The 18492-nt window shown below is 41.8% G+C and carries 21 protein-coding genes; 17 read left to right on the top strand and 4 right to left on the bottom strand.

Going from position 1 to position 18492, the window contains the following annotated elements; translation table 11 throughout:
- The 14 genes from D8837_RS07095 to whiA form a co-directional block, all read left to right on the top strand.
- A partial coding sequence (locus D8837_RS07095) for an adenine phosphoribosyltransferase (protein WP_125456611.1) occupies positions 1-481 on the top strand: 481 nt, incomplete at its 5' end.
- A 181-nt stretch (positions 482-662) separates the two neighbouring features.
- Positions 663-1607, top strand: coding sequence for a homoserine O-acetyltransferase MetA (gene metA, locus D8837_RS07100; RefSeq protein ID WP_125456612.1), 945 nt, complete (start codon positions 663-665; stop codon positions 1605-1607).
- Positions 1608-1615: 8 nt separating this feature from the next.
- Positions 1616-2293 (top strand): DnaD domain-containing protein, encoded by a 678-nt coding sequence (locus D8837_RS07105; protein ID WP_125456613.1) that lies wholly within the window; start codon positions 1616-1618, stop codon positions 2291-2293.
- A gap of 97 nt (positions 2294-2390) precedes the next feature.
- Positions 2391-3149 carry a triose-phosphate isomerase gene (gene tpiA, locus D8837_RS07110; RefSeq protein WP_000087893.1) on the top strand — a complete coding sequence of 253 codons (759 nt, stop codon included), beginning with the start codon at positions 2391-2393 and terminating at the stop codon, positions 3147-3149.
- 70 nt (positions 3150-3219) lie between these two features.
- Positions 3220-5055: a GH25 family lysozyme gene (locus tag D8837_RS07115; RefSeq protein ID WP_185755687.1), complete on the top strand. Its 1836-nt coding sequence runs from the start codon at positions 3220-3222 to the stop codon at positions 5053-5055.
- Positions 5056-5286: 231 nt separating this feature from the next.
- On the top strand, positions 5287-5805 hold the full coding sequence (locus tag D8837_RS07120) for a Dps family protein (RefSeq protein ID WP_185755688.1): 519 nt from the start codon (positions 5287-5289) through the stop codon (positions 5803-5805).
- Positions 5806-5935: 130 nt separating this feature from the next.
- A complete protein-coding gene (locus D8837_RS07125; RefSeq protein WP_084930139.1) occupies positions 5936-6442 on the top strand; it encodes a dihydrofolate reductase in 507 nt (168 codons plus the stop codon).
- A complete protein-coding gene (locus D8837_RS07130; RefSeq protein ID WP_094753755.1) occupies positions 6442-6612 on the top strand; it encodes a hypothetical protein in 171 nt (56 codons plus the stop codon). Before D8837_RS07125 ends, D8837_RS07130 begins: the two co-directional genes overlap by 1 nt.
- A gap of 36 nt (positions 6613-6648) precedes the next feature.
- Positions 6649-7881, top strand: coding sequence for an ATP-dependent Clp protease ATP-binding subunit ClpX (clpX, locus tag D8837_RS07135; protein WP_012972566.1), 1233 nt, complete (start codon positions 6649-6651; stop codon positions 7879-7881).
- A gap of 8 nt (positions 7882-7889) precedes the next feature.
- Positions 7890-8477: a ribosome biogenesis GTP-binding protein YihA/YsxC gene (gene yihA / locus D8837_RS07140; RefSeq protein WP_000405203.1), complete on the top strand. Its 588-nt coding sequence runs from the start codon at positions 7890-7892 to the stop codon at positions 8475-8477.
- A gap of 10 nt (positions 8478-8487) precedes the next feature.
- A complete protein-coding gene (locus D8837_RS07145; protein ID WP_001140420.1) occupies positions 8488-8868 on the top strand; it encodes a RidA family protein in 381 nt (126 codons plus the stop codon).
- Between the two features lie 51 nt (positions 8869-8919).
- Entirely contained in the window at positions 8920-9810 is an 891-nt protein-coding gene (rapZ, locus tag D8837_RS07150) for an RNase adapter RapZ (RefSeq protein WP_094753754.1), read from the top strand.
- A complete protein-coding gene (locus D8837_RS07155; protein WP_001231075.1) occupies positions 9807-10784 on the top strand; it encodes a YvcK family protein in 978 nt (325 codons plus the stop codon). The genes rapZ and D8837_RS07155 overlap by 4 nt, the downstream gene beginning before the upstream one ends.
- Entirely contained in the window at positions 10781-11692 is a 912-nt protein-coding gene (gene whiA, locus D8837_RS07160) for a DNA-binding protein WhiA (RefSeq protein WP_033684109.1), read from the top strand. Before D8837_RS07155 ends, whiA begins: the two co-directional genes overlap by 4 nt.
- A gap of 33 nt (positions 11693-11725) precedes the next feature.
- On the opposite strand, the gene D8837_RS07165 is transcribed toward whiA, so the two are convergent.
- Positions 11726-12694 carry an NAD(P)/FAD-dependent oxidoreductase gene (locus tag D8837_RS07165; protein WP_125456616.1) on the bottom strand — a complete coding sequence of 323 codons (969 nt, stop codon included), beginning with the start codon at positions 12692-12694 and terminating at the stop codon, positions 11726-11728.
- 406 nt (positions 12695-13100) lie between these two features.
- On the opposite strand from D8837_RS07165, the gene truA reads away from it, so the two are divergent.
- The 3 genes from truA to D8837_RS07180 are packed head-to-tail and all read left to right on the top strand — an operon-like array spanning position 13101 to position 15052.
- The gene (gene truA, locus D8837_RS07170; RefSeq protein WP_049486843.1) at positions 13101-13850 is read left to right on the top strand and encodes a tRNA pseudouridine(38-40) synthase TruA; all 750 of its coding nucleotides are present in this window, start codon (positions 13101-13103) and stop codon (positions 13848-13850) included.
- Positions 13840-14613: a bifunctional hydroxymethylpyrimidine kinase/phosphomethylpyrimidine kinase gene (locus tag D8837_RS07175; protein ID WP_049486844.1), complete on the top strand. Its 774-nt coding sequence runs from the start codon at positions 13840-13842 to the stop codon at positions 14611-14613. The genes truA and D8837_RS07175 overlap by 11 nt, the downstream gene beginning before the upstream one ends.
- Positions 14591-15052, top strand: coding sequence for an ECF transporter S component (locus tag D8837_RS07180; protein WP_000814989.1), 462 nt, complete (start codon positions 14591-14593; stop codon positions 15050-15052). Before D8837_RS07175 ends, D8837_RS07180 begins: the two co-directional genes overlap by 23 nt.
- A gap of 103 nt (positions 15053-15155) precedes the next feature.
- On the opposite strand, the gene D8837_RS07185 is transcribed toward D8837_RS07180, so the two are convergent.
- From D8837_RS07185 to murT, 3 genes are all read right to left on the bottom strand, one after another.
- Complete coding sequence (locus D8837_RS07185) at positions 15156-16238, bottom strand: M24 family metallopeptidase (RefSeq protein ID WP_125456617.1); 1083 nt, start codon at positions 16236-16238, stop codon at positions 15156-15158.
- Positions 16239-16365: 127 nt separating this feature from the next.
- Complete coding sequence (gene gatD / locus D8837_RS07190; RefSeq protein WP_061864294.1) at positions 16366-17148, bottom strand: lipid II isoglutaminyl synthase subunit GatD; 783 nt, start codon at positions 17146-17148, stop codon at positions 16366-16368.
- Positions 17148-18491, bottom strand: a complete 1344-nt coding sequence (gene murT, locus D8837_RS07195; protein ID WP_125456618.1) for a lipid II isoglutaminyl synthase subunit MurT — start codon at positions 18489-18491, stop codon at positions 17148-17150. The genes gatD and murT overlap by 1 nt, the downstream gene beginning before the upstream one ends.
- Position 18492 lies beyond the last annotated feature (1 nt).

The following is an 18492-nucleotide window of genomic DNA, read 5'->3' on the forward strand; positions in this document are numbered from 1 at the left end:
AAATTATCCAAAGGAAGGAATTACCTTCCGTGATATTAGTCCTTTGATGGCTGATGGGAATGCTTATAGTTACGCTGTTCGTGAAATCGTCCAGTATGCTACTGACAAGAAAATTGATATGATTGTGGGACCTGAGGCTCGTGGATTTATCGTGGGCTGTCCAGTTGCCTTTGAGTTAGGAATTGGTTTTGCACCTGTTCGTAAGCCAGGTAAATTGCCACGCGAAGTTATTTCTGCTGACTATGAAAAAGAGTACGGTGTTGATACCTTGACTATGCATGCAGATGCCATTAAGCCAGGCCAACGTGTTCTTATCGTAGATGACCTATTGGCAACAGGTGGAACTGTTAAGGCAACCATCGAGATGATTGAAAAACTTGGTGGTGTTGTAGCAGGCTGTGCCTTTCTTGTTGAATTGGATGAATTGAACGGCCGTGAAAAAATCGGTGATTACGATTACAAAGTTCTCATGCATTATTAATGAAAAACAGTCCCCAGGGCTGTTTTCTCTACACTAGGATATAAAAATAGACTATAGCTAGTTAGAGAAAAACTATAATTGAAAACTATATCTTCTTGCAGTATAATAAAAGGACTAAGTGTTTGAGATTGGACTTCAAACATATGCAATTATTCCTGAAGAGTACAGTTAGGAGAGGGTTATGCCGATTCGAATTGATAAAAAATTGCCAGCTGTTGAGATTTTACGGACAGAGAATATCTTTGTCATGGATGATCAACGTGCTGCTCACCAAGATATCCGTCCTTTGAAGATATTAATTTTAAATCTCATGCCACAAAAAATAGTGACAGAGACCCAGTTGTTGCGCCATTTGGCCAATACACCCTTGCAACTGGATATTGATTTTCTCTATATGGAAAGCCATCGTTCTAAGACAACTCGTTCAGAGCACATGGAGACCTTTTATAAAACTTTTCCTGAAGTCAAGGACGAGTATTTTGATGGGATGATCATCACGGGTGCTCCAGTTGAGCATTTACCATTTGAGGAAGTGGATTATTGGGAGGAATTCAGTCAGGTAATCGAGTGGTCCAAGACCCATGTCTATTCGACCCTTCATATCTGTTGGGGTGCTCAGGCGGGACTCTATCTGCGTTATGGAGTTGAAAAATACCAGATGGACAGTAAGTTATCGGGTATCTATCCTCAGGATACTTTAAAAGAAGGGCACCTTCTCTTTAGAGGCTTTGACGATAGCTATGTATCCCCTCATTCACGGCACACGGAGATTTCTAAGGAAGAGATCTTAAACAAAACTAATCTCGAGATTTTATCAGAAGGTCCTCAGGTTGGGGTTTCGATTTTGGCTAGTCGGGATTTGCGTGAAATTTATAGTTTTGGTCATTTGGAATATGATCGTGATACCTTGGCAAATGAATATTTCCGAGATCGTGATGCAGGTTTGGATCCTCATATTCCAGAAAATTACTTTAAGGATGATGATGTCAACCAGACCCCTTGTCTTTGTTGGTCTTCATCAGCAGCCCTCTTTTTCAGTAACTGGGTAAATTATGCAGTCTATCAGGAAACCCCTTTTGACTGGAGAAAAATAGAAGATGATGCTTCTGCATTTGGGTATTTATAAGAGGAATTATGACATATTTAGACGCTTTTAAATCAGGGAACTTGGTTTTACCGAGTGCCCTTCTCTTGCATTTTAAGCAACTCTTTCCTTCTAGCGACGATTTTCTGGTCTGGCAATTTTTCTATTTGCAAAATACGACAGGTTTGGATGAAATGTCGCCAAGCCAGATTGCTGAAAGGATTGGTAAGGAAATTTCGGATGTCAATCAAGCCATTTCCAATCTGACGGAGAGGGGACTGCTTCAGTATCGAACCATCGAATTAAATGGTGAAATCGAATTGCTTTTTGATGCTAGTTTAGCTTTGGAACGTTTGGATGACTTGCTTGGAGTTGCTCATTCGAATTCAGATCAGTTGACACCTCAAAACCAGCTCAAGAATTTGGTGGAAACCTTCCAGCAGGAATTAGGACGCTTGTTGACACCTTTTGAGATTGAGGATTTGACCAAGACACTAAAGGAAGATGGGACCAGTGCTGACTTGATTAAGGAGGCTCTTCGTGAAGCTGTTTTGAATGGAAAACCAAACTGGAAGTACATTCAGGCGATTTTAAGAAACTGGCGCCATGAAGGCATCAAAAGTGTGGCTCAAGTGGAGGCTAAACGAGCAGAGAGAGAAGCAAGCAATCCTCAGTTGACACAGGTATCTGCAGATTTCAGAAATGCTATGGATCTTTGGAAAGATTAATCGTTGGAAGCAGGCTTGAAATCCGAGTAAGATTTGCAAGCTGTGTATAATTGTGATAAAATAAGTAGAAAATAAATTGAAAAAAGAGGTATGTGAAATGTCACGTAAACCATTTATCGCTGGTAACTGGAAAATGAATAAAAATCCAGAAGAAGCTAAAGCATTCGTTGAAGCAGTTGCATCAAAACTTCCTTCATCAGATCTTGTTGAAGCAGGTATCGCAGCTCCAGCTCTTGATTTGACAACTGTTCTTGCTGCTGCAAAAGGTTCAAACCTTAAAGTTGCTGCTCAAAACTGCTACTTTGAAAATGCAGGTGCTTTCACTGGTGAAACAAGCCCACAAGTTTTGAAAGAAATCGGTACTGACTACGTTGTGATCGGTCACTCAGAACGCCGTGACTACTTCCATGAAACTGACGAAGATATCAACAAAAAAGCAAAAGCAATCTTTGCAAATGGTATGCTTCCAATCATCTGTTGTGGTGAGTCACTTGAAACTTACGAAGCTGGTAAAGCAGCTGAATTCGTAGGTGCTCAAGTATCTGCTGCATTGGCTGGATTGACTGCTGAACAAGTTGCTGCATCAGTTATCGCTTACGAGCCAATCTGGGCTATCGGTACTGGTAAATCAGCTTCACAAGACGACGCACAAAAAATGTGTAAAGTTGTTCGTGACGTTGTAGCTGCTGACTTCGGTCAAGAAGTTGCAGACAAAGTTCGTGTTCAATACGGTGGTTCTGTTAAACCTGAAAACGTTGCTTCATACATGGCTTGCCCAGACGTTGATGGTGCCCTTGTTGGTGGTGCCTCACTTGAAGCTGAAAGTTTCTTGGCATTGCTTGACTTTGTAAAATAATTAGTAAGTAGCAAAAGCTAGGTGGAACAGCATTCAGATGTCTGTTCCATTTTTTATAGGAGAGGAAAGATTGAAAACAAAGAGTGGAAAAATTGGATTAGCAAGTGCCTTTTTACTTGGATTGCTTGTTCATCAAGTGGCTGCTAATGAAGCTGAAGTGAAAGCATCTTCGGAAGAAAGCAGTATTCAAGCTTCTTCTGGCAAGGTAGAAGAAAAGAAATCAGAAACGACTACAAGTCAAAAAGAAGAGAGCACCGCAAAAAAAGAAGAGAAAAAAGTAGAGGGCTCTTCTAGTCAGAGTCCAGAGAAAAAGGAAAAAGCCCAAGAGACTCGAGCTAGTAGCCAGAAAGAAGAAAGTAAGCCAACTTCAACATCAGCACATTGGGAAGGTGAGTACTATATTAAAGATGATGGCTCAGTAGCTAAGAATGAATGGATTTACGATAAGGTCTATAATAGTTGGTTTTATCTAAAATCTGATGGTCGCTATGCTCAGAATGAGTTTCAGGATACTTATTATCTTAAATCTGGTGGGTATATGGCTAAAAATGAATGGGTTTATGATAAAACTAATGATAGTTGGTTTTATCTAAAATCTAACGGTCGTGTTGCCCAAAATGAATGGTATGGAAATTACTACCTTAAAGCAGACGGATCTATGGCAAAGAATGAATGGGTTTATGATAAAAGTTATAAAAGTTGGTTTTATCTAAAATCTGATGGTCACTATGCTCAAAATGAATGGAAGGGCAAGTACTACCTTAAAAAAGGTGGGTATATGGCTAAAAATGAATGGGTTTATGATAACACATATAAGGCTTGGTTCTATCTTAAGTCCGATGGTTCTTATGCGAATCTAGAATGGCAAAAAGTTGATGGCAAATGGTATTACTTCAAGAAGTGGGGCTACATGGCTAAAAACGAGTGGCAAGAAAGCTATTTCTTAAATACTCAAGGAGCTATGATGCAAAATGAATGGCTCTATGACAACACTTATAAATCTTGGTTCTATCTTAAGTCCGATGGTTCTTATGCGAATCTAGAATGGCAAAAAGTTGATGGCAAATGGTATTACTTCAAGAAGTGGGGCTACATGGCTAAAAATGAGTGGCATGGAAATTACTATTTGACAGGTACTGGTGCAATGGCAACAGGTGAATTGGTTATAGATGGTGTTCGTTATATTTTTGCAGACTCTGGTGAGTTGCAAGAAAAGAAAGACTTGAATTCTGGTTGGGTTAATAAAGATGGGAAACGTTATTTCTTTAATAGTAGAGAAGAACAAGTCGGGACTGATAAAGCCCAAAAAGTAATTGATGTCAGTGAACATAATGGCCATATCAGCGATTGGAAAAAAGTAATTGAAGAAAATGGGGTAGATGGAGTTATTCTACGTTTGGGCTATAGTGGTGCTGAAGACAAGAAATTGGCCTATAATGTCAGAGAGTTGACTAGATTGGGAATACCATATGGTGTTTATCTTTATACCTATGCTTCAAATGAGTCAGATGCTGAGAATGATGCCAAACAAACTATTGAGCTATTGAATAAATACAATATGGAATTGTCATATCCTATATATTATGATGTCGAAAACTGGGAATATGGGAATAAAAGTAAAAAAGCTCCGACAGATACTGCAACGTGGGTTAAAATCATCAATAAGTATGTGGCAAGTATGAAACAAGCAGGTTATCAAAATGTCAAGGTTTATAGTTATCGTAGTTTATTACAATCGCGTTTAAATCATCCTGATATTTTGCAACATGTTAACTGGGTTGCAGCCTATACGGATGCGCTTGATTGGAATAATCCTCATTATTCAGGAGAAAAAGGTTGGCAATATACATCAACTGAGTCTCTAAAAGGAATTAGGGGACATGTTGATGTCAGCGTCTGGTATTAAGATGTAAAACTGAGAAAAGAGTGTACAAATTGTATGCTTTTTTCTTTAGTTTATCTATGTTAAGAGAGTTTGAAAGTGACTGAGTTTCATTCTAAAAAATTCTTAAATTATCAGTCTATTGCAACTTTTCTCATGTGAGTTATTTGGCTTGCTATTTGTTTTCCTTAGTAGTATACTAAGGTAGTAATCAGTAAGAAGTGATTACAAATAATAATGAATGAGGTAAAAATAATGGTANAATTGAAAAAAGAAGCAGTAAAAGACGTAGCAACACTAACTAAGGTAGCACCAGTAGCATTGGCAAAAACAAAGGAAGTCTTGAACCAAGCTGTTGCTGATTTGTACGTAGCCCACGTTGCTTTGCATCAAGTACACTGGTACATGCGTGGTCGTGGTTTCCTTGTATGGCATCCAAAAATGGATGAGTACATGGATGCTCTTGATGGTCACTTGGATGAAATCAGCGAACGTTTAATTACCCTTGGTGGCAAACCTTACTCAACTTTGACAGAATTCCTTCAACACAGTGAAATCGAAGAAGAAGAAGGAGAATTCCGTAATGTTGAAGAAAGCTTGGAACGTGTTCTAGCTATTTATCGCTACCTCATCACTCTTTTCCAAAAAGCTTTGGATGTGACTGACGAAGAAGGCGATGATGTTACAAACGATATCTTTGTTGGTGCTAAGGCTGAACTTGAGAAAACAGTTTGGATGATTGCAGCAGAACTTGGACAAGCACCTGGTTTGTAAGAAATAGAATAATCATATAAAAATCTGTAGGAAAATTCTTACAGATTTTTTCTATCTTGTAAGCTATTCCAAACCAGTCTTTTTTTGAGTTTTTTGATAAAATAGTACTATCAGTGAAAAGGATGGAAGCATGACTAAGAAAATCGTAGCTATTTGGGCCCAGGATGAAGAGGGTGTGATTGGGAAGGACAATCGTCTGCCTTGGCATTTGCCAGCAGAATTGCAACACTTCAAAGAAACAACTCTGAATCATGCTATCTTGATGGGGCGCGTGACCTTTGATGGGATGGGGCGTCGCTTGCTTCCAAAACGGGAGACCTTGATTTTGACACGTAACCCAGAAGAAAAGATAGATGGGGTTACTACTTTTTATGATGTCCAGTCTGTCTTGGACTGGTATCAGGCTCAAGAAAAGAATCTCTATATTATTGGTGGAAAGCAGATTTTTCAGGCTTTTGAACCCTATTTGGATGAAGTAATTGTCACTCAAATTCATGCTCGGGTGGAAGGAGATACCTATTTCCCTGAAGAATTTGACTTGTCTCTTTTTGAGACAGTTTCAAGCAAATTTTACGCTAAAGATGAGAAGAATCCTTATGATTTTACCATCCAATACCGCAAGAGAAAGGAAGTCTAATGGAACGTAGTATATTTGGTTTTTTCACAGCCATGCTGTGTTTGGTCTGCTTGCTTGCAGGGGCACAGGCTTTTCGTAAAAAGCGCTATGGACTTTCTGTCCTGCTCTGGTTAAGTGCCTTTACCAATTTGGTCAATAGTATCCATGCTTTTTACATGACCTTATTTTAGATAGAATGACAGTATAGAATAGAACGGAAGGAAATCATGCCTACAAATAGGAATAATGATATGATGGTTTATTGCTCATTTTGTGGCAAAAGCCAAGAAGAAGTACAAAAAATAATCGCTGGGAACAACGCCTTTATCTGTAATGAATGTGTGGAGTTGGCTCAGGAAATCATTCGAGAGGAGTTGGCGGAAGAAGTCTTGGCAGACTTGTCTGAAGTTCCAAAACCAATCGAACTCCTCCATATCTTGAACCACTATGTAATCGGTCAAGATCGTGCCAAACGTGCTTTAGCAGTAGCAGTATACAACCACTACAAACGTATCAATTTCCACGATACGCGTGAAGAGTCCGAAGATGTGGATTTGCAGAAGTCAAACATCTTGATGATTGGCCCAACTGGTTCAGGGAAAACATTTCTTGCTCAGACCTTGGCTAAGAGCTTGAATGTACCTTTTGCTATTGCAGATGCGACAGCTCTTACTGAGGCTGGTTATGTAGGTGAGGACGTGGAAAATATCCTCCTCAAACTCTTGCAGGCTGCTGACTTTAACATTGAACGTGCAGAGCGTGGCATTATCTACGTGGATGAAATTGACAAGATTGCCAAGAAGAGCGAGAACGTGTCTATCACACGTGATGTTTCTGGTGAAGGGGTGCAACAAGCCCTTCTCAAGATTATCGAGGGAACTGTTGCCAGCGTACCGCCTCAAGGTGGACGTAAACATCCACAACAAGAGATGATTCAAGTGGATACAAAAAATATCCTCTTCATCGTGGGTGGTGCCTTTGATGGTATCGAAGAAATCGTCAAACAACGTCTGGGTGAAAAGGTTATTGGCTTTGGTCAAAATAACAAGGCGATTGATGAAAATAGCTCTTACATGCAAGAAATCATCGCAGAAGATATTCAAAAATTCGGTATTATCCCTGAGTTGATTGGACGCTTGCCTGTCTTTGCTGCTCTTGAGCAATTGACGGTGGATGACTTGGTTCGCATCTTGAAAGAGCCAAGAAATGCCTTGGTGAAACAATACCAAACCTTGCTTTCTTATGATGATGTCGAGTTGGAATTTGACGACGAGGCTTTACAAGAGATAGCCAATAAAGCGATCGAACGCAAAACTGGTGCGCGTGGTCTTCGCTCGATCATCGAAGAAACCATGCTAGACGTCATGTTTGAAGTACCGAGTCAGGAAAATGTGAAATTGGTCCGCATCACAAAAGAAGCTGTCGATGGAACGGATAAACCAATCTTGGAAACAGCCTAGAGGTGACTATGGAAATCAATACACACAATGCTGAAATCTTGCTCAGTGCGGCCAATAAATCCCACTACCCACAGGATGAACTGCCAGAGATTGCCCTAGCAGGGCGTTCAAATGTTGGCAAGTCTAGCTTTATCAACACCATGCTGAACCGCAAGAATCTAGCCCGAACATCAGGTAAACCTGGTAAAACCCAGCTTCTCAACTTCTTTAATATCGATGATAAGATGCGCTTTGTGGATGTGCCTGGTTATGGCTATGCCCGTGTTTCTAAAAAGGAACGTGAAAAGTGGGGGCGCATGATTGAGGAGTACCTAACGACTCGGGAAAATCTCCGTGCAGTGGTCAGTCTAGTTGACCTTCGTCATGACCCGTCAGCAGATGATGTGCAGATGTACGAATTTCTCAAGTATTATGAGATTCCAGTCATCATTGTGGCGACCAAGGCGGACAAGATTCCTCGTGGTAAATGGAACAAGCACGAATCAGCAATCAAAAAGAAATTAAACTTTGACCCAAGTGACGACTTCATCCTCTTTTCATCTGTCAGCAAGGCAGGGATGGATCAAGCTTGGGATGCAATCTTAGAAAAATTGTGAGGAAAAGAAAATGGCAAAAACAATTCATACAGATAAGGCCCCAAAGGCTATCGGACCATATGTTCAAGGAAAAATCGTTGGCAATCTTTTGTTTGCTAGTGGTCAAGTTCCCCTATCTCCTGAAACTGGGGAAATCGTTGGAGAAACGATTCAAGAACAGACAGAACAAGTCTTGAAAAACATCGGTGCTATTTTGGCAGAAGCAGGAACTGACTTTGACCATGTTGTCAAAACTACTTGCTTCTTGAGCGATATGAACGACTTTGTTCCTTTTAATGAGGTTTACCAAACGGCCTTTAAAGAGGAATTTCCAGCTCGTTCAGCCGTAGAGGTAGCTCGTCTTCCTCGTGATGTAAAAGTCGAAATCGAAGTCATCGCAGAGATTGGATAAGCTAGTTGAAGTTTGGTGTTGCCAAACTTCTTTTGATATAAGGAGAAAAAGATGACAAAGAAACAACTTCACTTGGTGATTGTGACAGGGATGAGTGGTGCAGGGAAAACTGTAGCCATTCAGTCTTTCGAGGATTTGGGATATTTCACTATTGATAATATGCCGCCAGCTCTCTTGCCTAAGTTTTTGCAGTTGGTGGAAACAAAGGAAGACGACCATAAGTTGGCCTTGGTAGTGGATATGCGTAGCCGTTCTTTCTTTTCCGAGATTCAAACTGTTTTGGATGAGTTGGAAAACAAGGAAGAACTGGACTTTAAAATTCTCTTTTTGGATGCAGCTGATAAGGAATTGGTCGCGCGTTACAAGGAAACTAGACGAAGTCACCCTCTAGCTGCAGATGGACGGATTTTGGATGGAATAAAACTGGAGCGTGAGCTCTTGGCGCCTTTGAAAAACATGAGCCAAAATGTGGTGGATACGACTGAACTGACTCCTCGTGAGCTGCGTAAAACCATTGCAGAGCAGTTTTCTGATCAAGAGAAAGCTCAGTCTTTCCGTATTGAAGTTATGTCTTTTGGCTTTAAATACGGAATCCCAATTGATGCGGATTTAGTTTTTGATGTCCGATTCTTGCCAAATCCATATTATCTTCCAGAACTGAGAAACCAAACGGGTGTGGATGAACCTGTTTATGATTATGTCATGAACCATCCTGAGTCAGAAGACTTCTATCAACATTTATTGGCCTTGATTGAGCCGATTTTGCCAAGTTACCAAAAGGAAGGTAAGTCCGTTTTGACCATTGCCATGGGTTGTACGGGTGGGCAACACCGTAGTGTGGCCTTTGCTAAACGCTTGGCGCAGGACTTATCCAAGAATTGGCCTGTTAATGAAGGGCATCGCGACAAAGACCGAAGAAAGGAAACGGTAAACCGTTCATGAGAAAACCAAAGATAACGGTGATTGGTGGAGGGACTGGGATCCCCGTCATTCTTAAAAGTCTGCGGGAAAAAGATGTGGAAATCGCAGCTATCGTAACGGTGGCGGATGATGGTGGTTCTTCAGGTGAACTCAGAAAAAATATGCAACAATTGACACCGCCAGGTGATCTTCGCAATGTCCTTGTGGCCATGTCGGATATGCCAAAATTTTATGAAAAGGTCTTTCAGTATCGCTTTTCTGAGGATGCCGGAGCCTTTGCTGGCCATCCATTGGGCAATCTCATTATTGCAGGTCTGTCAGAAATGCAGGGGTCGACCTATAATGCCATGCAGTTACTGAGCAAATTTTTCCATACAACTGGGAAGATTTATCCTTCCAGTGACCATCCTTTGACCCTTCATGCGGTCTTTCAGGATGGGACAGAAGTGGCTGGAGAGAGTCATATTGCAGACCATCCAGGCATGATTGACCATGTCTATGTGACCAATACCCTCAACGATGATACGCCTCTGGCCAGTCGTCGAGTAGTGCAGACCATTCTTGAAAGTGACATGATTGTCCTCGGACCTGGTTCCCTCTTTACCTCGATTTTGCCCAATATCGTGATTAAGGAAATCGGGCAGGCACTTTTGGAAACCAAGGCAGAAATCGCCTATGTCTGCAATATCATGACCCAACGTGGGGAGACGGAACACTTTACAGATAGTGACCACGTAGAGGTCTTGCATCGTCACCTTGGCCGACCTTTTATCGATACTGTCTTGGTGAATATTGAAAAAGTGCCTCAGGAATACATGAATTCCAACCGTTTTGATGAATACTTAGTGCAGGTGGAACATGATTTTGCTGGTCTTTGTAAGCAAGTTCCGCGCGTGATTTCCTCTAACTTCCTTCGTCTGGAAAATGGGGGTGCCTTTCACGATGGAGATTTGATCGTGGATGAGTTGATGCGGATTATACAGGTGAGAAAATGAGTTTCACAGTAGCAGTAAAAGAAGAAATCTTAGGTCAACACCATCTGAGCCGGCATGAATTATCTGCCATTATCAAAATGTCTGGCAGTATCGGTCTCTCGACTTCGGGCTTGACCTTGTCAGTTGTGACAGAAAATGCCAAACTGGCTCGTCACCTCTACGAGTCCTTTCTCCATTTCTACGAAATCAAATCGGAAATTCGCCACCACCAACGGAGCAATCTTCGCAAGAATCGAGTCTATACCGTTTTTACAGATGAAAAGGTGCAGGACTTGTTGAGTGATTTGCACTTGGCAGACTCTTTCTTTGGCCTGGAAACAGGTATTGATGAGGAGATTTTATCAGATGAGGAAGCTGGCCGTGCCTATCTTTGTGGAGCTTTCTTAGCAAATGGCAGCATTCGTGACCCTGAGTCAGGCAAGTACCAGTTGGAAATCAGTTCTGTTTATCTGGACCACGCACAAGGGATTGCCTCTCTTCTCCAGCAGTTTTTGCTGGATGCCAAGGTGCTTGAGCGCAAGAAGGGAGCTGTGACCTATCTCCAGCGTGCCGAAGATATTATGGACTTCTTGATTGTCATCGGAGCTATGCAGGCGCGTGATGATTTTGAGCGGGTTAAGATTTTGCGAGAAACCCGTAATGACCTCAATAGGGCCAATAATGCCGAAACAGCTAATATCGCTCGGACAGTTTCTGCCAGTATGAAGACCATCAACAATATCAGCAAAATCAAAGATATCATGGGCTTAGAAAATTTGCCAGTGGATTTGCAGGAGGTAGCGCAGTTGCGGATTCAGCACCCAGACTACTCTATCCAGCAGTTAGCAGATAGCCTCAGCACTCCTCTGACCAAAAGTGGGGTTAACCACAGACTTAGAAAGATAAACAAATTAGCCGATGAACTATAAAACCACGAATCCTATGTGACTCGTGGTTCTTTTTTATAAACTGGTTGAGTGTTTTGGTTGTACTTTTTGCTCTGGGTCAATGTAGTTAATGGCATTGTTGACAGCGGTTGGGGCTTCTCCAAGCCCTGTCGCAATCAGATCAATTTTTCCGTCATAGTAGCAGCAGTCACCGATAGCATAGATACCTGCTTGGCTGGATTCCTGTTTGCTGTTGACGATAATCTTGTGGCGGTTGAGGTCCAGACCCCAGTTTTTAAGGTTACCAACAGAAGATTTGAAACCATAGTTAACAAAGAGGTGGTCTAAGTCAATAGTTTCTTCTTCATCAGATTTGACTTTTGTGATTTCAAGTTTATCGAGCATTTTTCCATCTCCAAGGAGTTGGCTAGGGACGAATGGTGTCTTGATGGTCACGGATGATTCTTGCAAGGCTTGGACACTGTGCTCCAAGGCCCGGAAATTATCTCTGCGGTGAACAAGGGTAGTTGGTGCAATTTTTTCAAAAGCCAAAGCCCAATCCACAGCCGAGTCCCCCCCACCAAGAATCGTCACTTTCTTACCAGCGTATTGCTGGATGTTGGAAACGTGGTAGTGGATATTTTCATAGCCCTCAACGCCTTCTAGTTCCAGCGGACGTGGTTTAAAGGCACCTCCACCCATAGCGATGATAACTGTTTTAGTCAGGTGACTTCCTTTAGAAGTTGTGATGACAAATCCTTCTTCTTGTTTTTCAATCTCAAGAACCGTCTCGTTGAGATGAATAGGGGTATCAAAGCCGTTTAGTTGTTCAATCAAGCGGTTAGTCAACTCTTCTCCAGTCAGATTTGGGAAACCTGGGACGTCTAAAATTTCCTTTTCAGGATAGAGAATAGCAGGTTGTCCACCTAGTTGGGGAAGAGAGTCGATGATTTGGACCTTGGCTTGGCGTAGGTGGGCATAGAAGGCTGCAAAAAGCCCGACGGGACCACCACCTACAATGGTAATATCATAGAGTTGAGACATGGTTTCTCCTTTATTTTTTCTAGTAAGTTTATTTTATCATATTTTTATCGATTTATGAGAAAATGGTAAAATTCTTTGACATAGGCAATGCTTAGCTGGAAAAAAGATNAGAATTTTTATAACTTTTGAGAAGCTTTTTGAAAATCCAATTTAACGAAATCATTAAAATGAGATAGAAGCCAAGAGCTAGATAGAAAAATTGATTTTTTAGGATTAGTGTATTTCTAATGTTATCCAAATTGATATGAAATGAAATAGAAGTTTTAAAATTAAGATGAATACAATCGGTAATCGATACTAAATAAGTTAAAATAGTTTACGATTGAAATATGTTAGAATTTTGTACCCAGACAGTATTTGTTTTAGAACCTTGTTTACAGATTATTTTCTTGATAAAATAGAAGTTATGACGAGATATAAAGCAACTATTTCCTATGATGGTTACGCCTTTGCTGGCTTTCAGCGCCAGCCTCATGCGCGTAGCGTTCAGGAAGAAATTGAAAAAACCTTGACCAGGTTAAATAAAGGGCAAACCATTACTGTTCACGGTGCTGGTAGGACAGATAGTGGGGTTCATGCTCTGGGACAGGTTATTCATTTTGACCTACCTTATCAGATGGATGAGGAGAAGCTCCGTTTTGCTTTGGACACCCAGTCCCCTGAAGATATTGATGTGATTTCGATTGAGCTTGTGGCGGATGATTTTCATTGCCGTTATGCCAAGCACAGTAAGACCTATGAGTTTATCGTGGATAAGGGCCGTCCCAAGAATCCTATGCGCCGTCACTATGCCACTCACTTTCCCTATCCACTCGATGTGGAACGGATGCAGGAGGCTGTCAAAAAACTTGAGGGAACCCATGATTTTACAGGTTTTACAGCATCTGGGACCAGCGTAGAGGACAAGGTTCGTACTATTACAGAAGCTAGTCTTAGGGTTGATGAGACAGGCCAGTTTTTGACTTTTACCTTTTCAGGAAATGGTTTCTTGTATAAGCAGATTCGCAATATGGTGGGGACACTGCTCAAAATCGGCAACAACCGCATGCCAGTAGAGCAGATTGACCTCATCTTGGAGAAAAAGGACAGGCAGCTTGCAGGTCCCACTGCAGCACCAAATGGTTTATATTTAAAGGAGATTCGTTATGAAGAATAATCGTATTTTAGCACTTTCTGGAAATGATATTTTTAGTGGTGGTGGTTTATCTGCGGATTTGGCTACCTATACTTTGAACGGCTTGCATGGTTTTGTAGCAGTGACTTGTTTGACAGCTTTGACAGAAAAAGGATTTGAAGTCTTTCCAACTGACGATGCCATTTTTCAACATGAATTAGATAGCTTGCGTGATGTGGAATTTGCAGGGATTAAGATTGGTCTTCTCCCTAATGTCAGTGTGGCTGAGAAGGCATTGGACTTTATCAAGAAACGCCTAGGAGTGCCTGTGGTTCTGGATCCTGTCTTGGTCTGCAAGGAAACGCACGACGTAGCAGTTAGTGAACTCTGCCAAGAGTTGATACGCTTTTTCCCTCATGTCAGTGTGATTACGCCGAATCTTCCTGAAGCAGAATTATTGGCTGGTCAGGAAATTAAAACCTTGGAAGACATGAAAACTGCAGCTCAGAAATTGCATGACTTAGGAGCGCCAGCAGTCATTATCAAGGGAGGCAATCGACTTAGTCAGGACAAGGCTGTAGATGTCTTTTATGATGGACAAAACTTTACAGTCCTAGAAAATCCTGTTATCCAAGGGCAAAATGCTGGTGCAGGTTGTACCTTTGCCTCTAGCATTGCCAGTCACCTAGTCAAAGGTGATGAACTTTTACCAGCAGTAGAAAGCTCTAAGGCTTTCGTTTATCGTTCTATTGCACAAGCAGATCAGTATGGAGTAAGACAATATGAAGCAAACCAAAACAACTAAAATCGCCCTTGTATCTCTATTAACCGCCCTTTCTGTGGTTCTAGGCTATTTCTTAAAAATTCCAACACCGACAGGCATTCTAACTCTTTTAGATGCGGGTGTCTTCTTTACGGCCTTCTACTTTGGTAGTCGTGAAGGGGCTGTAGTCGGAGGACTAGCAGGTTTCTTGATTGACCTCTTATCAGGCTATCCTCAGTGGATGTTCTTTAGCTTGGTCAACCATGGCTTGCAGGGATTTTTCGCAGGATTTAAAGGAAAAACTCAGTGGTTAGGCCTTATCTTAGCAACGATTGCCATGGTAGGGGGTTACGCCTTGGGTTCTACATTGATGAATGGCTGGGCTGCAGCTCTACCAGAAATTTTACCAAATTTCATGCAAAATATGGTAGGGATGATTGTAGGATTTATTCTTAGTCAAAGTATCAAGAAGATTAAGTAAAGAGGCTGAGTCAAAAGTCTTTCAAATAAGAAAAACGCATAATATCAGGTGCTGAAAAGCCTTGATACTATGCGTTTTATTGTGGGAAGATTTTCGAAGAACATTAATCAAAATAAAGCAAGTCTTTGCTGGTGCTTGTAAAGAGGTCGAAGCCATCCTTGGTAACAACACCGCAGTCTTCAATACGGACACCAACTTTACCAGGGATATAGATACCTGGTTCAACAGAGAAGCACATGCCTTCTTCGATGACCATGTCGTTTCCTTCCATGATGGATGGGAATTCGTGGACATCCATACCAATACCATGACCAAGACGGTGGTTGAAGTACTCACCGTAACCAGCTTTTTCGATGACCTCACGTGCAGCGCGGTCTACTTCATGGGCAGTCACACCTGGTTTGATAAAGTCTAGAGCAGCTTGTTGGGCTTCAAGAGTCAAGTTGTAAATGTCTTTCTTGAATTGGTCTGGTTTACCAACAGCGACTGTACGAGTCATATCTGAAGCATATCCGTTGACCAGAACACCAAGGTCAAAGAGGAGAAGAGCATCATTTTCAACCTTATTAGCTGCTGGAATACCGTGTGGATTTGCAGCATTATCACCAGTCAAGACCATGGTGTCAAAGCTCATTTCATAGCCTTCACGTTTCATGGCAAAGTCAATTTGAGCGATGATATCTGTCTCAGTCTTATCAAGAGAAATATTATCAAAACCAACATTGACAGCCTTGTCCGCATAGAGACCTGCCACCATCATTTTTTGCACTTCATCAGCTGATTTGATGAGGCGCATGCGTTGGATGCGAGGAGTGAGGTTTTCAAACTCAGCAGTTTCAAAAACGGTTTTTAAACCATGATATTTTGTCAAGATGAGATTGTCAAACTCAACAGCGACACGTTTGAAGTCGTGCTGTGGAAGAGCATGTTTCATTTTTTGCCATGGATTTTCAGAATCCACATAGCCCACAACTGGGAAGGAAACAGTGCTGCTTGCACGCTCAACCTCAAGGGCTGGGACAAAGAGAAGAGGTTCCTGATCTGCTAGGACAAAAAGGAACATTTGGCGTTCATGGGGATCACTGTAAAAGCCAGTGAGGTAATTGATTGTGACGGGGTCAGATACGACAGCGACGTCTAGTTTTTCTGATTCAAGATATGTTACGATTTGTTGTAATTTAGACATATGCTACCTTCTTTCTACCCCTCTATTTTGGCAAAAAATGAGAGAAAATGCAAGGGAGAAGGGTAAAAGAACAGACAAAAAGAACTCCGACAAGATAACGGAGTTCTTTGATATCATTTTCCTTTGTTTAAGAAAAGTCAGCCTTGCTTTTGACATCACTGTATTCTTCAGCGATTTCTTGGCTGAGAATATCTTCATAGGCAGGGAGTTGGATATCCTGACCGTATTTCTTCTTGAGGGCAGTAGTGACTAGACGATAGGCTAGATTGGCATTGCGAGAGAGGATAGGTCCGTGGAAGTAGGAACCAAAGACATTCTTATAATGAACCCCTTCGCCGACCTTTTCTTCGTTGTTTCCATTTCCATAGACAACCTGTCCCAGTGGTTTTTGATCATCTGAGAGGAAGGTACGGCCCTGATGATTTTCAAAACCATAGTAGGTTTCATTGAAATCTTCATTGTGAATCTTGATGTCCCCGATAAAACGGTTATTGGTCTGGTTGAGCGTGTAGTGGCCCATGACCCCTAGCCCTTCGATGCGTCTACCTGAAGCCTCAACATAATATTTACCTAATAGTTGGAAACCACCACAGATAGCCAGAACCACACCGTCGTTTTGGATGTAGTTGTCAATGCTCTCTTTTTTAGCAGGTAGGTCGTCTGCAATAATACTTTGTTCAAAGTCTTGACCGCCACCGAAAAAGGCAATGTCGTAGTGATTTTCATCAAAGTTATCATGGAGAGAAACGATGTCAACGGTCACATGGGCTCCCAGCTTTTCAGCCACATACTTGAGCATGAGGATGTTTCCATTGTCCCCGTAGGTATTCATGAGGTTTCCATAGAGGTGGGCAATGTTGAGCTGATAGGGGTAATTGCCAGCTTTTGAGGAAAGTGAAGTATAAACCATTAGTTCATCTCCTTTCTAACAATCTGACGACTAGCCAGCAGTTCGCGGAATTCCAGCATAGCAGTATAAGTTGCTAGGATATAGGCATGCTTACAGTCCTGATTCTCAATGGTTTTAAGAACTTGTTCCAGACTACTTGTTTCAGTGATTTTATCAGCTGGATAGCCTGTTACTCGTAGACGACGAGCGATTTCAGAATGACGGACTCCACCAGCGTTGATTTCAGGAATGTCCATATCAGTGATTTGTTCAAAGTCCGCATCCCAAATCCAGCTAGTATCAATCCCATCAGCATAGTTGGCATTAAGAAGAACAGATAGACTAAATGGATAAGGTGCTAGTTTAATCATCTCGATAGCTTGGGTCGCACCGACTGGATTTTTAATCAAGACGAGCGTGCATTCCTTGTCACCGATATGGAAGGTTTCTTGGCGTCCAAAGACAGCACGGCTCTTGTCAAATCCCTGCTTGATGAGTTGTGAATCTGCACCAAGGAAACGGGCGATAGCAACTGCAGCAAGGGCGTTGTAGATATTGTAGAGACCACCGATTTGAATACCGTATTCTTGTCCGTCAATGACAAAGCGAGAGCGATTGTTGGTCAACTCAACCAATTCTGTCAGGCGATAGTCGAGATCAGGACGTTTACATCCACAGCCTTCACAGATATAGGCACCCAAGTTTGCATAGGTATTATGCTCATATTTGAGGATGCCTTGGCAGTCAGGACAGAGGATTCCTTCGGTATTATAGTGAGCCAGCTGGGCTGGACCTTTCTCCAAGTCAAAACCAAAATACTCTACAGGATTTGGAATAGCTGGCTTGTAAAAAAGTGGACTGTCTCCATTAAGGAGAACAGTGGCAGTAGGCACCTTACGAATAGCGTCCAAAATCATCTTGTAAGTTGTGTAAATCTCACCATAGCGGTCCATCTGGTCACGGAAGATATTAGTGATGACAAAAAGGCTTGGCTGGATATAGTCGCAGATACGAGATAGACTGGCTTCATCGATTTCTAGAACGGCAATATTTTTCCCAGTTTTTGAAGATTTGGCTGTTAAGAAGGTTGTCGCAATTCCTGTAATCATGTTGGCACCGCTTGGGTTGGTCAAAACTTGACCATAAACCTCTTTTAAAATGCCGACAGTGAGGGCAGTTGTCAAGGTTTTTCCGTTGGTTCCAGTGACCACGACAATCTCGTAGTTCTTAGCTAGGTTTTGTAAAATATCTTTATCAAATTGAAGGGCGACTTTTCCTGGGAGCGTACTTCCACGGCCAAGACGGCTTAAAACGAAGTGGGAAGAACGCCCAGCTAGGAGGCCCAAAGTAGTTTTTAAGTTCATG

The sequence above is a fragment of the Streptococcus mitis genome (assembly GCF_003942965.1).
GTDB classification, from domain to species: domain Bacteria; phylum Bacillota; class Bacilli; order Lactobacillales; family Streptococcaceae; genus Streptococcus; species Streptococcus mitis_BH.

Excerpts from the sequence above, each read along its gene's own strand:
- metA (WP_125456612.1), top strand. The coding sequence starts at position 663 with ATGCCGATTCGAATTGATAAAAAATTGCCAGCTGTTGAGATTTTACGG.
- D8837_RS07105 (WP_125456613.1), top strand. The coding sequence starts at position 1,616 with ATGACATATTTAGACGCTTTTAAATCAGGGAACTTGGTTTTACCGAGT.
- tpiA (WP_000087893.1), top strand. The coding sequence starts at position 2,391 with ATGTCACGTAAACCATTTATCGCTGGTAACTGGAAAATGAATAAAAAT.
- D8837_RS07125 (WP_084930139.1), top strand. The coding sequence starts at position 5,936 with ATGACTAAGAAAATCGTAGCTATTTGGGCCCAGGATGAAGAGGGTGTG.
- D8837_RS07130 (WP_094753755.1), top strand. The coding sequence starts at position 6,442 with ATGGAACGTAGTATATTTGGTTTTTTCACAGCCATGCTGTGTTTGGTC.
- clpX (WP_012972566.1), top strand. The coding sequence starts at position 6,649 with ATGCCTACAAATAGGAATAATGATATGATGGTTTATTGCTCATTTTGT.
- yihA (WP_000405203.1), top strand. The coding sequence starts at position 7,890 with ATGGAAATCAATACACACAATGCTGAAATCTTGCTCAGTGCGGCCAAT.
- D8837_RS07145 (WP_001140420.1), top strand. The coding sequence starts at position 8,488 with ATGGCAAAAACAATTCATACAGATAAGGCCCCAAAGGCTATCGGACCA.
- rapZ (WP_094753754.1), top strand. The coding sequence starts at position 8,920 with ATGACAAAGAAACAACTTCACTTGGTGATTGTGACAGGGATGAGTGGT.
- D8837_RS07155 (WP_001231075.1), top strand. The coding sequence starts at position 9,807 with ATGAGAAAACCAAAGATAACGGTGATTGGTGGAGGGACTGGGATCCCC.
- whiA (WP_033684109.1), top strand. The coding sequence starts at position 10,781 with ATGAGTTTCACAGTAGCAGTAAAAGAAGAAATCTTAGGTCAACACCAT.
- D8837_RS07165 (WP_125456616.1), bottom strand. The coding sequence starts at position 12,694 with ATGTCTCAACTCTATGATATTACCATTGTAGGTGGTGGTCCCGTCGGG.
- truA (WP_049486843.1), top strand. The coding sequence starts at position 13,101 with ATGACGAGATATAAAGCAACTATTTCCTATGATGGTTACGCCTTTGCT.
- D8837_RS07175 (WP_049486844.1), top strand. The coding sequence starts at position 13,840 with ATGAAGAATAATCGTATTTTAGCACTTTCTGGAAATGATATTTTTAGT.
- D8837_RS07180 (WP_000814989.1), top strand. The coding sequence starts at position 14,591 with ATGAAGCAAACCAAAACAACTAAAATCGCCCTTGTATCTCTATTAACC.
- D8837_RS07185 (WP_125456617.1), bottom strand. The coding sequence starts at position 16,238 with ATGTCTAAATTACAACAAATCGTAACATATCTTGAATCAGAAAAACTA.
- gatD (WP_061864294.1), bottom strand. The coding sequence starts at position 17,148 with ATGGTTTATACTTCACTTTCCTCAAAAGCTGGCAATTACCCCTATCAG.
- murT (WP_125456618.1), bottom strand. The coding sequence starts at position 18,491 with ATGAACTTAAAAACTACTTTGGGCCTCCTAGCTGGGCGTTCTTCCCAC.